The sequence below is a fragment of the Mangrovibacter phragmitis genome (assembly GCF_040429585.1).
Lineage (GTDB): Bacteria > Pseudomonadota > Gammaproteobacteria > Enterobacterales > Enterobacteriaceae > Mangrovibacter > Mangrovibacter phragmitis.
This window is the reverse complement of sequence record NZ_CP134782.1, coordinates 1990771-2003757: the sequence shown is the minus strand read 5'-3', so window position 1 is coordinate 2003757 and position 12987 is coordinate 1990771. Positions and strand designations below refer to the sequence as shown.

The window sequence follows — 12987 nt, the reverse complement described above, 5'->3', positions numbered from 1 at the left end:
CTCACATCATGAATTCCGCCACCCCGGTATGGATTAACCGTGCCCATATCACCAGTTCTGCGGCATACACCAGCGCCGGAATGGTCATATGACGCAGACCGGTTCTGGCCTGCGGACAGGTCATGGCCCGGACAACGGAAGTCAGATGTTTTGACAGAATGCCCTGCATGTCCGTCTCCTCAGTTAATGGTGTCACCGAGGCGCAGCTGTCTGGCCTGGCGCAAAATCTCATCCGGGTTGAGAGTGCCGGCACTGCCTGACGGTGTCGGCGGCGTGCTGCTGACGGCATTACTGACGGTCTCCCCCGCTTTCTGCACAGTCGCTTCAGCCTTTTTCGCGTCGGCATCTTCCAGCGTTTCCAGACGGAAGCCTTTCTGGAACACCACGGTCACCAGATTTCCGGCCCCGATATCAATCACCGGGTGATACTGTTCAGCCCGTTTTATCCAGTACTGGCTCAGGGTGTCGGCCGCTTTCTCTGCCCCGCCGCCAAAGCCCTGCTTCAGCACATCCAGGCCACTGACGGACGCGGTGGCACCGAGCCCCACAGTCGGTGTGGACGCGGATTTGATGCCGTCGCCAATCCCGGAGAGGAAACCGGCTGCGCCGGCATAACCGATAATCTTGCCGTTACGCATGACCGGTTTGCCACGAATGCCTTCCTTACCCTGATAACTCACATGCCCTTCAAACGGCATGTCCACATGTTTGCCGTTCTTCAGGATGCAGCTGATACTGCTGGTCCGGACTTCACCGCGTTCACTGGAAATGTCACCGTAAATTTCACCACTGACAAAACAGCCGTTCATGTCGTATTCATGGTTGTTGGGCATCTGCACCTGCCCGATAAGGCGAATGGTCACCGGCGTGGTGTTCTGGTTGCCGGTGACCGAGGCATTGGCATCCGCCCCTTCAATCATGACAGCGGCTGAAAACGACCCGGAGGGTATCCAGGGCAGGTGCGTTTCGTTTTTCTTCTTCAGGCTGTCATAGGTGAAATCGGTCTTGTCCAGCCCGCCGGTCAGCCGGGGAGAGTTCCCGGTGCCCGGATAAAACCCGGCGCCCTGCGCCGGATTCACACCAGCCCGGTTTCCGGTTCCTGTGGGCTGCACATGCCATTCAGCCGGTCTGGCCTGCCCGGTGGCCAGTGGTCCCGGTAACGGAGTGTTACCTGGCGTGGTGGTGGTCTGACTGTTGCCTGCCGGGGCGGCACTGCCCGTATTTTTACCCTGCTGCAGCTGCGCAATCTGCTGGTCTTTCTCCTGCAGTTTGCGCGTGAAATCATCATGGTTCTGCTTTATCTGCTGCGCCAGTTGCTGCACCTGCTGCTCCAGCGCGGAGGTGGCGGCCTGCTGCTGTTGCATGGCGGAGGTCTGCAGTTTGTCATCAAAAGTGGCGGTCACCACGCCCACCATGTTCGGGGTGGCCGGGGCGGATTTTGCCCGGGTCTGTCCGTCGTCACGGCCGAAGACCATGATGCCGGCAGTGGCCGCACCGGCGATGACCAGAACGGAAATCAGGACAGCCAACTGCTTGCGGCGGGTGGTGACATTAATGTTCAGTCCCATCAGTGGCGTACTCCGTCATCAGAGAAAATGACCCAGACATAGCCTTCACCGGATGCATACAGCTGGCGGGTTGAGAGCATCACGGCACGGACATTTTTCTGCCAGAAGTCTTTTTCATGCAGGGCTTGTGTCACCTGGCCACTGTTACGCATGCGGTAGCGGACAATACGCAGGTGAGCCCCCACAAACTGTTGTTCGGGGGTGAGTGTGACCGGAACGGGCGGGGTGTACTCCGTACTGCGGCTGACGGGATACACATCGAAATTATCCGGGACATCCCCTTTTGTGGCGGCGCGGGCGATATCCACCAGGGTTTTCTCATAGGACTGCCCCTCTTCCCAGGCTCTGGCTTCCGGATTCTGGCGGACCGGAAGTGACTGCGGTGTCAGGCGGATGGTACGGCCGGCACCCGGGCGGGGATGAACATTCAGTGAAACAGCCGCATCCTTATCGGTCTGCAGGAAAATGGTGAAATCCTGCCCGACCAGCGGCGAAATAATCAGGGCACCGTCCGTGGTGCTCTTTTTGTCATACGCACCGGCGGGACCGCTGATACTGGTAATCAGCTGACCGTCGATAACGATTTTGTTCGGGTTGGTGTCACTCAGGGTGACCGGGACCTGGGCGTTGTTGTCAAACGGAATGCCGGCGGGACCGGAGGCGGCCCGAAGGCCGCCGGCAAAGGTTCCGGTCAGAAGCAACACAGTGACTGCCGCCGGAGAAAAACGTTTTTTCACAGGCTGACTCCTGGTTATTTCTGTTTGGAGGGTTTAATGACTTCCGAAAATTCCTGCAGAACAGGCGTACCGTTCAGGTACTGAATTTTCAGACGGTAGGTTTTCTCTTCCGGCTTGAGCGGTGACGGGACCGTGGCCTGCCCGGTATTCAGGCGACCGTTGGTCGTTGAAGCGGACAGCGTTCCCGTGACCAGCATGTCACCCGGCGCGAGGGTCGTAATATCAGCGATATTGAAAACCGTGGTGACACCATTGCGTCTGATGTATTCAGCCTCAACATCCAGCACCTTCTTCATGGCATCCCGGGAGGCGGCCGGAACGTAACTGAGCAGAAGTTTTTGCTGGTTGTCGATGGTTTCCGGACTGACGGTCAGGCGAAGATAGACGAACGAGGTCGCCAGCATACTCATTAAATTTGAGTCGCCGCTTTTCGCATCAGAGGAGAATGGCTGGTTGTACACCATGGGCGTGGTGACGGTGCGCTGGGTGGAGGCAAAGTGCCAGGCCAGAAGGCTGGTGATGACAGTGGATGTCATACTGAGGACAAGTAACGCACACAAAATCATGAATGCGTATCCGAGGGACTTCTTACGACTCCCCTGAATCCGGTATTTCATCCGCTATGCCCTCCAGTGTCGGAAACTGGAATCAGGCAGGGCCTGAAAGACAGTGCGGAAAAGTGCGGTGGGTAAATACCAGTAGCAAAAATTAAGCAACCAGTAACTGCCCTGCCCTTTCTTAAAATACCTGACAGCAAACCAAAGTGTCCCGGCAACCACTAACATGACAAAGGCCATATTAAAAGCAATACCGATAACAATGACCGGTGCCACGACAAAGAATTCATCCTTTGGCAGACCAATAATACGGTCCGGCTGATTCAGTGTTTCCGGGAAGTCATATTTATCCACTTCCCCGTCCATGGTTAACCCCCGGCGGCGATTTGGAAGCCAATGCGGGTAAACAATATCATGACAGCAAGGCCGACAAATGACAGTGGCGAACGTGATTTAATATAGGTAAATACCGCAATAAAAATCTCGCCATAATAAAAATACTTTTCAATCGAAGAGCCATGACCAAATGTCGCCGTCACACTGGAGTCCTGAGACGATAATAAATCAGTGGCCAGTGCCGGGTGCATCATTGCCACCATCAGGGCAAGTACACCACCAAAAGCCGCAAGAGTTTTCAGGGCCTCCTTATATTGCGTGCGGTTATGTTGAATCCGGGGAAGAACAGAAGAAACAGACAGACTGTTGCCACCTCCGGTAATACTTCCGCTCAGGGTCATTGCAATTTTATTACGGACGGTGCGAAATACCGACGCTACCGCCCATCCCTTTCTGGTATGAAGGGCATTACCTGTTAAGTGCATTCAGGAAATCTCCACAATGTTCAGGAAAAGTGAATTTACGTAAGTCTTTGTTTACGCACCGCGATTTTCCCATGAAAGTAAAAAAAAAAAACTGTGATCTATGTCACATTTTTACGTGTTATTAGGAATTATCCGAACATGCCCGTCCTGTACCCTTGGTCTGGCAGGAAAAAACCCTGCAATAAAAATGGATAACGACATGAAAGTTAAAGAGAACCTTTACGAAAAGCGTGGGCGACCCCGGAAGTTCAAAGCCGGGGATATTACGGAATGGAATATTCGTGCTCCCGAAAACCTCTTAATGGAATTGCGGATATTTGCCCGGACACGGCAGCGGAGCATGAATGATGAAATAATGCAGCGCCTGATGGAGTCACTGAATTACCGTCCTGACATGCCCTTAATTAAAACGGTTGAGGGGCAACAACTGCAGGCGTTGTCGAGAAAATTCTATGAATGGATAACAGAAACTCATCCGGAAATACCCCCTAAACCGGAGGCGGAATCCACGGCAGACGAATCCACACATGCCTGGATAGATGAAAGGCGGGTCCTGTTGCCTGGAAAGACACAGCAGTACAGTATGCGAATTCCGGAAAATCTGGCGACAGAACTCCGGTTAATGGCACAAATAAACCAGCGCAGTATCAATGATGAGATACTGACCCGGCTGATGCACTCCCTGCATTATTTTACGGAAACCTGGGTGGGGCGGGATAAGGACATAACGGCCCTCAAGGTACTGGCGTTATCTTTTGATAAGTTTATCAGAGAACAAACAGAATCCGTCGAGAAAGCGGCGTTACCCTGGAATAAAAAAGAAAAATAAATATTGTTCTCAGCGCCAGCCCGCAGGCTGGCCTGACAGAAAATCATTCATCCTTCAAAAAATGAAGTCTCTCTGCTGCCGCTTCGGCTTCATTGATGGCGGTGATATTCCCACTGATGAGGTCATCAATTTTGTCGACCGAGTTGTCCCCGTTCATTTTCAGGTACATTTCACTGACCAGTGCCGTAAGAATCATTATTCCTTCCCGTGAACCGGTCACTTTTTTTATCAGGTCGCGTCGCCATCCTTCCAGGTCAAACGCACCTTTCTCTTCCCGGCTTTTATAAACCAGCAATCCGAGGCGCAGCAGTTCATTACACATGGAAGACACATTAACCTCAGATGGTGTCGCTCCATTCTGAATTTCAATCTGTACAATGTCGCGTATCTCGCGCTCTATTTTATCCTTGACGTAAATCCCCAGTCTTCCCATATTTTTTCTCTCCGGATGACAGTGTCGGGTCCGACACTGTCAGTATTAAATCTGCCAGGAAATCACATCCCGGACACGGGTCACCGGTATCGTACAATCCGACACCATCAGGTCTTATACAGGTAGTACAATCCGACACTAAGATATCGCACAGTGTGACACTGTGCGATATTAAACTCAATGATAGTTAACGGTATCTACATTTGTGAGACATTTGTACGACATCCTGACACCAACAGTATCGTACAATCCGACACTACAATGTCGGAGGAAGCTACGATATTTTAACGTGATACATCAAAATTGCGCACATATATCAATATCAACTCACTGAATTTAAACATCTTATCTGCAAGGCGAAGCCTTGCGTGGGGTGTGAGGTAGTTGGAGGTAAGTAAAGAGCGGCAGATTTAAAAACCCAGATTGCCTGATTTTATATTTCAGCCCTGGCTGTAAGGCCATGATTAAAAGCGCTTCCGGCGCGTTTGTGAGGAAAAGTCTTGCGGAGCGTGATCGGCGGGGGTATTTTACGGACGATTCAACAGCGGCAATTTTACGACGTCTGACAAAGGTCACTGAAATGAAAAAATCACTCCTGGCCCTGCTGGCCTTTTCTGTTTCCGTTCAGGCCGCGCCGCAAATGTGCTTTAGCCAGGCGGGACGGGATTTTCATATTGACCCGCTACTGCTGACCGCTATTGCCATACAGGAATCCAGACTTATTCCCGATGCGGTGAATAAGGCGAACAAAAACGGAAGTGAAGATGTGTGCGGAATGCAGATAAACAGTTCTCATTATCCTGAGCTGAAGAAATTTAATATTTCCCGCGCCACCCTGTTACATGACCCCTGTTTGTGTGTGTACACGGGGGCATGGGTTCTGGCGAGAAACTTTAAGGCTTACGGGAAAAACTGGGACAGTGTTGGAATGTATAATGCGGGGGCATCGGTGAAAAACATCGGCATTCGTCGGGAGTATGCCAAAAAAATAAAAGTATTTATACCATACTGCTGACCAGGCAGGCGCTGCTGTCACCACACCCTCACCCGGCGAATGATGTTAAAACGGTAATGAACAATAAAACCCCGGCATCGCCGGGGGAATGACACTTTTAACGCTCCGCACTGTGTGAATATAAAAAGACCTGCCGGATACGGGCAGGTCTTTTACAGGGTTCAGGACATGATTTTTTTCATTTCCTCAGCCAGTCGCCATAATGCCTGGTTAAGTTTAATGTCACCGTCAATGCCTTTTATCGCGCGTGTCCGGGTGAGTTTTCCCTTTTTCGTCCGGGTACGTAATCCGCCCTGTATCATATTTTCCTGAACACGGTTGAACGTGGTCCATAAATCCGGGCTGTTGTCATACCAGCGGCGGGAATTTAACACCTGCGTGGCTGTCACCGGTTTTTCACCGTCCGGGGTAACGGTATTCCAGTGCGGATTCGGCAAAGGCACGTTGTGCATCTTCTGACAGGGTAATGGCTTTCATCCCTTCCATTTCATCATTAATTTTGTCGAATATTCCCAGAACCTCATAGGCCCCTTCAATGACCTGCCCGACAATATCCCCTTTGTGCGGAATTCTTATTTCCGCAAAGTTCTTCCAGCACACCAGACCATTTGTACAAACCTGACGATACATGCCCGGGATCATCTGATACGAGCTGGAGCCGTCATGGCTGTTTAATAAAATAATTTCCGGGACTTCCTGCCCGTTCACCTGGTCATGACGGCGCAGGCGTAACAGGTGTTTGGTATATTCACGGCGGATTCATCATTCACCCGCGCCTGGGTGGCGAAATAAGGGACGAAACCCTCTTCAAATAATTTATCCACCAGGGTGATGGTGGGAATATAAGTATAACGGTCTGAGCGGGACTCATGTTTTTCTTCCGAAAAGACACTGGGGACAAATTGCGCCAGTTCGTCCCGGGTCAGCGGACGTTCTTTGCGGATGGTGTTGCCGGTACGGTAACGGGATGCAAATGAAATCATGAATAATTCTCCTGTGTGTATGAAATTTGAAGGTTCCCGGGCCGGGTCAGTCCTGGCGGGATTCGTTGTCCAGTACAACCAGTGAGGTAATTCCGGTCACCGGATTGCGGGAAGGAATATTGCGAATAAAACCATCAGTACGCAGTGTGGTTTTACGCCCCCATCTTTCCGAGGGCTCCTGAGCGGCGGTGTTGACGTTGTGTGTGTTCATCCTGGTGTCTCCTTCTCTGGGGGTTAAGCCATCTCTCGTCGGGACCTTTCGCGGCAAAGGGCGGGGTAGCGACGGCGCAAGGAGGAAGGAAAGGGGCGGAGACAACAGTTTTTGTCCGGCCGTTCGGGCAAAAAGTGTTGGCGGAGTTTATATACCCCTTGGATGACGACGCGACGGTGCTACACAAAGCCCTCCGCGTAAGGCACTGACGTGAGTGGCCACCCGGGGGGCGGAAACAGGATGAACACACCCGACACGCCAGGGCGTGTCGTCCTCAGCGCCCGGCGGCTTCTTCGCCGGGCAGTGAAAGCGACGCCGGCGCCAGCCGGTGTGAGCGACAGGGTGTGGCCACTGCGTCAGGGATGGAAACCCGCCGCCCCGGAGGGGCCGGGCAGAGACAGCATCGCTGGCTCTGTGCGGAGCATGACAGCCCGCCCGGACGCCCGGTGTCACAGACCGGGATGCCCCCGCCACAGCAGGAAAATGACGAACAGGAATAACAACAGCAGGAATAACAACAGAAAGCCCCGACGCCGTAGCCAGTGACAAACCGCGCACCGGCACAGAATACCCGGGAAGACGACACAGACAGGGAGGAGCCGGGGAAGCGCCGCAGGCGCATCCGGGTTTTTCCGGCCCCGCAGGGGCCAGGGGTTTCCCGCCGTGCTGCAGGCAGGAAAAAGGGGCTGCCAGCGAGCCGGCAACCCCTTCATAAGGCACTTGTGGCAGAACAGGACATCATCAGCCCTGAAAAGGCGGGGTTTCCCCCGCCTCCGGGTTGCTACTTACCAGGTTCGTAGGCCAGCACGGCAGCGACCTCCCGATCTCCGTCCTTCAGGCGGATTTCACAGAGTGATTTCCGGGTCAGGAAGGTGAATACCAGCAGTGTGAGACACACTATCAGTAAGCACCAGATAACGGGCTGTTGCGGCAGTTTCATGGCCTTCTCTCCTTGCCTTTCGGCAGGTAAGAGGCTACTCTGATGTTGTCGAGACATAGAGATGAGCCTCACTGGTTAATTGAAAAATTACCTTTGGGGCTTTTCTTCTTTCTGCCTCACAACAACGGCACAAACCACCTGAAACGTCATGAGGCAAAAAGCCTCAAGCGCCACCGCCATTATACCGCCCTTTACCCTGACCGACCAGGAAAAACCGCCCCAAAACACCGGGCAGTCATTCCTTTTTTTATCTTTTTACAACGGGTTACACTGACAACAGTCAGACCCGTGGCGGCAGCATCCCCGGATAACGGCTGGCCACAATATCATTGAGCCGGTCAACCAGTTCAGGTCGGTTAAACGTGATGTGCGCCGTGCCCTTTTTGAAATACCGCACACTGAAATATGTCCCCGGCCAGACGGTGTCCCCGTCGAAACCGTTCGCCCGGAAATGGGCGTCAAACTGCGCCCCGGCGGCTACCCGAAAATCCGGCACTGGTTTCTTTTCGAGCAGATAAAAAACCCGGGCCAGATCATCGAGCTTCGCCTGTCCGGTATGGCTGAAACTGGTGCCGTACCGCTGTACGTCGAGCAACCGGCTGACCACAATGCGTTTTCCAAAGCGACAGGGGTTATTGGTTTTGTAATCCCAGGACAACTGGCGAAACACGTCAACCAGCCCCTGCGCAAAAGTTTCATCGCTGTTTTCACTGAGCTGGCGGAACGTGGCCAGAACGGTATCCAGGGTGATTTCTGGCAGGTTTTCCCCCTCAAGCTGGCGATCCCACTCATCCCGCTGCTTCTGGCTCATCAGGGTATACATGCCCGTATCACTCATCAGGCGATCCCAGATTTTGCCGTCAACCAGGTGACACAGCGCCCGGCGGTCGGCCTGTGGGCCTTTGGCTGACATGACGGCCTGAGAGACCAGCAGGTCATAACCTGAAAGCCACTCCTTATTTGCTGCCCGGAGAAAAATTTCACGGGCATCACGCAGCAGGGTCAGGGCCTGCGCGTACTTGCTGAGTCCTGCGTCACGGTCAGCAAGAATGCGTTCAATCGCCACGGAGGGGATCAGTTCCGTGCCAGCGCTGTGCAGTGTCTGCGCTTCCGTCATATCCGTGCAGGCCGCCGGGGCCGCTCCCATCAGTAAATCAGTCATATCAGTCTCCTGTGTGTTGCGGTCACTATCTCTTTCCATTTTCGTGATGCGTGGTTTTGTCTGCCGGAACCTGACGGGGACGGAGCAGACCGTTCTTAAACCCCTGAAACAGATACCAGACATTGTCGAAGGCACTGAATTTCACCCCGTAGTGCCGGTGAGATTCTTCCCCACAGGCAGCATTAAACTCCGCCTCATCCACTGCGGAACGAAAGCGGGCCATCAGCCGTTTCCCCCATCTTTCCGAGGGCTCCTGAGCGGCGGTGTTGACGTTGTGTGTGTTCATCCTGGTGTTCTCCTTCTCTGGGGGTTAAGCCATCTCTCGTCGGGACCTTTCGCGGCAAAGGGCGAAGTAGCGACGGCGCAAGGAGGAAGGAAAGGGGCGGAGACAACAGTTTTTGTCCGGCCGTTCGGGAAAAAAGTGTTGGCGGAGTTTATATACCCCTTGGATGACGACGCGACGGTGCTACACAAAGCCCTCCGCGTAAGGCACTGACGTGAGTGGCCACCCGGGGGCAGAAACAGGATGAACACACCCGACACGCCAGGGCGTGTCGTCCTCAGCGCCCGGCGGCTTCTTCGCCGGGCAGTGAAAGCGACGCCGGCGTCAGCCGGTGTGAGCGACAGGGTGTGGCCCCTGCGTCAGGGATGGAAACCCGCTGCCCCGGAGGGGCCGGGCAGAGACAGCACCGCTGGCTCTGTGCGGAGCATGACAGCCCGCCCGGACGCCCGGTGTCACCGACCATGCGTGACACACCATCACCACGACAGAAAGATAAAAATCCCGCCGGACAGCCAGGACACTGACAGACAGAACTGGCAGACACCCTGCCCGGTCTCCAGTCAGGGATAACACACGCGGACGGGAATGCGGGGGGCCGCAGGCCCCCTGTCTCCCGGCTCCCGCAGGGAGCTGCAGGCCTTTCGGGCGCACAGACCGTGCCCGGCGTACCGGGCCGCAGTCCGGCACCGGTCAGCTTTCGCTCCCGTCTTCTGCTGAATAATGAAAGTCTGCCGCTTCCACGATGTCGTTAAAGAGACTATTTTCCGGGGTGATCATGTCCAGTTCGGCGGCCAGGTGCATCATATTCGCCAGAAAGTCGATCATCACGGTCCAGACCGTTTCACCGTCCTGTGCCAGCCCGGTCATTCCGGCATACTGCCACAGCGCCTGCGCAGCCAGCCCGGCCCGGTCACTGTTTCCGTCAATACGCAGGGGGATTTCACGCCCTTCAGCGCGCCCGGCGATCGCTTCCAGTACACGGGCAGGGATTTCTTCCGGTGCCATGTCGCCAGGGCAAAGGCACACCGCATCATGCTGTTTCTGTGTCATGTCATGTTCTCCTGAAGCGGCGGCCCTGCCGGTGCAGGGTCGCCGGGGTTATCAGGCCTGTTTCAGGCCGGGAAGGTTCGCGTTGTAACGTACCTGGTAGTCGGTGTAGCTCCCGCCATGGATTCGGGGTTCCATGCTGGTAACGTTCTCCGCCTGGTGGTTCATCACCATGATGTGCTCCACCCACTCAAAGAGGTCTGCTTCCTGCGGCACCGGAAACCAGAGGTTTTTATTTGCCCCACTCAGCACGTCATGACCGGTAAAGTGTATGGCTTCGCCACCCGACAGCCGGGAGTGGATCACGGTGACATCCCGGCGCTGGCTCTCCGTGAGCGTCACACAACGGGCCATGTCTTCGGCAATGTCTGACCATTCCCACTGCATCAGTGGCGGGGTTTTCCAGCTGACAGAGCAGAGCATCAGCCCCAGTGCCGTCGCCAGATTTTCGCCCGTCTGCGTCACCGCCGGTGCGCCGTCCTGGTCGCGGCAGCCGGTGACGGCCACCCCGTTCAGAATGATGCCCCGTGCGCCGTTCTCCAGGTTCACCAGCCACAGGCCGGAGAGCGATTTTCGCTGTAATGCGTCCATTCTGTTTTCCTCAGTGAATGACCGGGCTGGCCGGGAGGGTGGATATAAACGCGCGCCATGCCGGGCGCAGGGTTGCCATGGCGTGAGCCTGTTCGGCCTGTACCGTGGTCATAAACACCTGCCACTGCGCGAACGGCATACGGGGAACCCGGGCCGGTTTCCCGGCATGGAGATCATTTACAAACGCTTTCGCCTGTGAGACGATTTGCGGGTCGAAATTCATCGGTGTACTCCTTGTGAGTGATTGATGAACCCGGAACCAGTGAGGGCTCACTGAATCCGGATTAAGGAAGCAGGGGCAACCCTGCTTTTTTAATGCCCGGCGTCCGGCGTTTTCCGGGGGAAAATGTCCACCCCGGCCCGTTTAATCTCACGCAGGAACGGGCGGAAGTGCTTTCCCGTCGCCACCGCCACATGGTGCCCGTGGCGGTCAGTACCGGCACTGAGCAGGTAGGCATACTGCTCACACATTTTCTCTGGCCAGCGCTTTCTGAAGGCTTTCAGCTGCGCGACAGACCGGAACTCATAAACATCCATATCCTCGTCTGCGGTGCCTTTCTTCCCTGCCGCCATCAGAATGAGATAACCGGTTTCGGTCCCTGCGGGTCTGTACGGTTTTACCCCCCATCTTTCCGAGGGCTCCTGAGCGGCGGTGTTGACGTTGTGTGTGTTCATCCTGGTGTCTCCTTCTCTGGGGGTTAAGCCATCTCTCGTCGGGACCTTTCGCGGCAAAGGGCGGGGTAGCGACGGCGCAAGGAGGAAGGAAAGGGGCGGAGACAACAGTTTTTGTCCGGCCGTTCGGGCAAAAACTGTTGGCGGAGTTTATATACCCCTTGGATGACGACGCGACGGTGCTACACAAAGCCCTCCGCGTAAGGCACTGACGTGAGTGGCCACCCGGGGGGCGGAAACAGGATGAACGCACCCGACACGCCAGGGCGTGTCGTCCTCAGCGCCCGGCGGCTTCTTCGCCGGGCAGTGAAAGCGACGCCGGCGCCAGCCGGTGTGAGCGACAGGGTGTGGCCACTGCGTCAGGGATGGAAACCCGCCGCCCCGGAGGGGCCGGGCAGAGACAGCATCGCTGGCTCTGTGCGGAGCATGACAGCCCGCCCGGACGCCCGGTGTCACAGACCGGGATGCCCCCGCCACAACAGGAAAATGACGAACAGGAATAACAACAGCAGGAATAACAACAGAAAGCCCCGACGCCGTAGCCAGTGACAAACCGCGCACCGGCACAGAATACCCGGGAAGACGACACAGACAGGGAGGAGCCGGGGAAGCGCCGCAGGCGCATCCGGGTTTTTCCGGCCCCGCAGGGGCCAGGGGTTTCCCGCCGTGCTGCAGGCAGGAAAAAGGGGCTGCCAGCGAGCCGGCAACCCCTTCATAAGGCACTTGTGGCAGAACAGGACATCATCAGCCCCTGAATGGCGGGGTTTCCCCCCGCCGGGGTTGGCTACTTAGCGGGTTCGTAAGCCATAAAAGCCGCCACCTCCCTGTTCATGTCCCTGTACCGTATTTCGCAGAGCGATTTCCGGGTCAGGAAAGTGAATATCAACAGTGTGAGACACACAATTAATACGCACCAGATCAGGGTACTTCGTGGCAGTTTCATGGCCTTCTTCTCCTTGCCTTACGGCAGCTAAGAGGCTATTCTGTTGGTGTCTAGTCAAGCAGATGGCCTCGTGTGGTTGGTTAATAAAATTAACTTCCTACGGGGCTTTTCTTCTTTCTGCCTCACAACAACGGCACAAACCACCTGAAACGTCATGAGGCAAAAAGCCTCAAGCGCCACCGCCATTATACCGCC

The 12987-nt window shown here is 55.2% G+C and carries 18 protein-coding genes and 2 pseudogenes; 2 read left to right on the top strand and 18 right to left on the bottom strand.

Annotated elements, in window-relative coordinates; translation table 11 throughout:
• Position 1: 1 nt before the first annotated feature.
• Genes MPHASIOC01_RS09825 through MPHASIOC01_RS09800 form a run of 6 tightly spaced genes read right to left on the bottom strand, consistent with a single transcriptional unit; the run spans position 2 to position 3683 of the window.
• The gene (locus MPHASIOC01_RS09825) at positions 2-169 is read right to left on the bottom strand and encodes a hypothetical protein (RefSeq protein ID WP_353614395.1); all 168 of its coding nucleotides are present in this window, start codon (positions 167-169) and stop codon (positions 2-4) included.
• A gap of 10 nt (positions 170-179) precedes the next feature.
• Positions 180-1568 (bottom strand): F-type conjugal transfer pilus assembly protein TraB, encoded by a 1389-nt coding sequence (gene traB / locus MPHASIOC01_RS09820; RefSeq protein ID WP_353614394.1) that lies wholly within the window; start codon positions 1566-1568, stop codon positions 180-182.
• A complete protein-coding gene (gene traK, locus MPHASIOC01_RS09815) occupies positions 1568-2305 on the bottom strand; it encodes a type-F conjugative transfer system secretin TraK (protein ID WP_353614393.1) in 738 nt (245 codons plus the stop codon). Before traK ends, traB begins: the two co-directional genes overlap by 1 nt.
• Positions 2306-2319: 14 nt before the next feature.
• The gene (locus tag MPHASIOC01_RS09810) at positions 2320-2922 is read right to left on the bottom strand and encodes a TraE/TraK family type IV conjugative transfer system protein (protein WP_353614392.1); all 603 of its coding nucleotides are present in this window, start codon (positions 2920-2922) and stop codon (positions 2320-2322) included.
• 3 nt (positions 2923-2925) lie between these two features.
• On the bottom strand, positions 2926-3228 hold the full coding sequence (gene traL / locus MPHASIOC01_RS09805) for a type IV conjugative transfer system protein TraL (RefSeq protein WP_353614391.1): 303 nt from the start codon (positions 3226-3228) through the stop codon (positions 2926-2928).
• Between the two features lie 2 nt (positions 3229-3230).
• A complete protein-coding gene (locus tag MPHASIOC01_RS09800) occupies positions 3231-3683 on the bottom strand; it encodes a type IV conjugative transfer system pilin TraA (protein ID WP_353614390.1) in 453 nt (150 codons plus the stop codon).
• A 199-nt stretch (positions 3684-3882) separates the two neighbouring features.
• On the opposite strand from MPHASIOC01_RS09800, the gene MPHASIOC01_RS09795 reads away from it, so the two are divergent.
• The gene (locus MPHASIOC01_RS09795; RefSeq protein WP_353614389.1) at positions 3883-4512 is read left to right on the top strand and encodes an Arc family DNA-binding protein; all 630 of its coding nucleotides are present in this window, start codon (positions 3883-3885) and stop codon (positions 4510-4512) included.
• Positions 4513-4555: 43 nt separating this feature from the next.
• Here MPHASIOC01_RS09795 and MPHASIOC01_RS09790 read toward each other — a convergent pair whose 3' ends face one another.
• Positions 4556-4945 (bottom strand): relaxosome protein TraM, encoded by a 390-nt coding sequence (locus tag MPHASIOC01_RS09790; protein ID WP_353614388.1) that lies wholly within the window; start codon positions 4943-4945, stop codon positions 4556-4558.
• A 580-nt stretch (positions 4946-5525) separates the two neighbouring features.
• Here MPHASIOC01_RS09790 and MPHASIOC01_RS09785 point away from each other — a divergent pair.
• A complete protein-coding gene (locus MPHASIOC01_RS09785; RefSeq protein ID WP_405027759.1) occupies positions 5526-5960 on the top strand; it encodes a lytic transglycosylase domain-containing protein in 435 nt (144 codons plus the stop codon).
• 161 nt (positions 5961-6121) lie between these two features.
• Here MPHASIOC01_RS09785 and MPHASIOC01_RS09780 read toward each other — a convergent pair.
• From MPHASIOC01_RS09780 to MPHASIOC01_RS09730, 11 genes and pseudogenes are all read right to left on the bottom strand, one after another.
• Positions 6122-6940, bottom strand: a pseudogene (locus MPHASIOC01_RS09780) (DUF932 domain-containing protein).
• A gap of 49 nt (positions 6941-6989) precedes the next feature.
• Positions 6990-7154 carry a hypothetical protein gene (locus MPHASIOC01_RS09775; RefSeq protein WP_353614386.1) on the bottom strand — a complete coding sequence of 55 codons (165 nt, stop codon included), beginning with the start codon at positions 7152-7154 and terminating at the stop codon, positions 6990-6992.
• Between the two features lie 781 nt (positions 7155-7935).
• Positions 7936-8094 (bottom strand): type I toxin-antitoxin system Hok family toxin, encoded by a 159-nt coding sequence (locus MPHASIOC01_RS09770; protein WP_405027753.1) that lies wholly within the window; start codon positions 8092-8094, stop codon positions 7936-7938.
• Positions 8095-8374: 280 nt separating this feature from the next.
• Positions 8375-9211 (bottom strand): DUF4942 domain-containing protein, encoded by an 837-nt coding sequence (locus MPHASIOC01_RS09765; RefSeq protein ID WP_353614914.1) that lies wholly within the window; start codon positions 9209-9211, stop codon positions 8375-8377.
• A 70-nt stretch (positions 9212-9281) separates the two neighbouring features.
• On the bottom strand, positions 9282-9542 hold the full coding sequence (locus tag MPHASIOC01_RS09760; protein WP_353614385.1) for a hypothetical protein: 261 nt from the start codon (positions 9540-9542) through the stop codon (positions 9282-9284).
• A 687-nt stretch (positions 9543-10229) separates the two neighbouring features.
• The gene (locus MPHASIOC01_RS09755) at positions 10230-10589 is read right to left on the bottom strand and encodes a hypothetical protein (protein ID WP_353614384.1); all 360 of its coding nucleotides are present in this window, start codon (positions 10587-10589) and stop codon (positions 10230-10232) included.
• 51 nt (positions 10590-10640) lie between these two features.
• On the bottom strand, positions 10641-11177 hold the full coding sequence (locus MPHASIOC01_RS09750; RefSeq protein ID WP_353614383.1) for a hypothetical protein: 537 nt from the start codon (positions 11175-11177) through the stop codon (positions 10641-10643).
• A gap of 10 nt (positions 11178-11187) precedes the next feature.
• Entirely contained in the window at positions 11188-11400 is a 213-nt protein-coding gene (locus MPHASIOC01_RS09745; RefSeq protein ID WP_353614996.1) for a hypothetical protein, read from the bottom strand.
• An 89-nt stretch (positions 11401-11489) separates the two neighbouring features.
• Entirely contained in the window at positions 11490-11852 is a 363-nt protein-coding gene (locus tag MPHASIOC01_RS09740; RefSeq protein ID WP_353614382.1) for a hypothetical protein, read from the bottom strand.
• Between the two features lie 781 nt (positions 11853-12633).
• Positions 12634-12753 (bottom strand): type I toxin-antitoxin system Hok family toxin, encoded by a 120-nt coding sequence (locus tag MPHASIOC01_RS09735; RefSeq protein ID WP_353614913.1) that lies wholly within the window; start codon positions 12751-12753, stop codon positions 12634-12636.
• Positions 12701-12850 (bottom strand): annotated as a pseudogene (locus tag MPHASIOC01_RS09730) (DUF5431 family protein); the annotation flags it as partial. The pseudogene MPHASIOC01_RS09730 and the gene MPHASIOC01_RS09735, both read right to left, overlap by 53 nt.
• Positions 12851-12987: the final 137 nt, after the last annotated feature.

Coding starts and splice junctions, on each gene's coding strand:
- MPHASIOC01_RS09770 (WP_405027753.1), bottom strand. CDS start 8,094: ATGAAACTGCCGCAACAGCCCGTTATCTGGTGCTTACTGATAGTGTGT.
- MPHASIOC01_RS09760 (WP_353614385.1), bottom strand. CDS start 9,542: ATGAACACACACAACGTCAACACCGCCGCTCAGGAGCCCTCGGAAAGA.
- MPHASIOC01_RS09825 (WP_353614395.1), bottom strand. CDS start 169: ATGCAGGGCATTCTGTCAAAACATCTGACTTCCGTTGTCCGGGCCATG.
- traL (WP_353614391.1), bottom strand. CDS start 3,228: ATGGACGGGGAAGTGGATAAATATGACTTCCCGGAAACACTGAATCAG.
- MPHASIOC01_RS09785 (WP_405027759.1), top strand. CDS start 5,526: ATGAAAAAATCACTCCTGGCCCTGCTGGCCTTTTCTGTTTCCGTTCAG.
- MPHASIOC01_RS09755 (WP_353614384.1), bottom strand. CDS start 10,589: ATGACACAGAAACAGCATGATGCGGTGTGCCTTTGCCCTGGCGACATG.
- MPHASIOC01_RS09765 (WP_353614914.1), bottom strand. CDS start 9,211: ATGACGGAAGCGCAGACACTGCACAGCGCTGGCACGGAACTGATCCCC.
- MPHASIOC01_RS09745 (WP_353614996.1), bottom strand. CDS start 11,400: ATGAATTTCGACCCGCAAATCGTCTCACAGGCGAAAGCGTTTGTAAAT.
- MPHASIOC01_RS09790 (WP_353614388.1), bottom strand. CDS start 4,945: ATGGGAAGACTGGGGATTTACGTCAAGGATAAAATAGAGCGCGAGATA.
- MPHASIOC01_RS09775 (WP_353614386.1), bottom strand. CDS start 7,154: ATGAACACACACAACGTCAACACCGCCGCTCAGGAGCCCTCGGAAAGA.
- MPHASIOC01_RS09795 (WP_353614389.1), top strand. CDS start 3,883: ATGAAAGTTAAAGAGAACCTTTACGAAAAGCGTGGGCGACCCCGGAAG.
- MPHASIOC01_RS09800 (WP_353614390.1), bottom strand. CDS start 3,683: ATGCACTTAACAGGTAATGCCCTTCATACCAGAAAGGGATGGGCGGTA.
- MPHASIOC01_RS09750 (WP_353614383.1), bottom strand. CDS start 11,177: ATGGACGCATTACAGCGAAAATCGCTCTCCGGCCTGTGGCTGGTGAAC.
- MPHASIOC01_RS09740 (WP_353614382.1), bottom strand. CDS start 11,852: ATGAACACACACAACGTCAACACCGCCGCTCAGGAGCCCTCGGAAAGA.
- MPHASIOC01_RS09810 (WP_353614392.1), bottom strand. CDS start 2,922: ATGAAATACCGGATTCAGGGGAGTCGTAAGAAGTCCCTCGGATACGCA.
- traB (WP_353614394.1), bottom strand. CDS start 1,568: ATGGGACTGAACATTAATGTCACCACCCGCCGCAAGCAGTTGGCTGTC.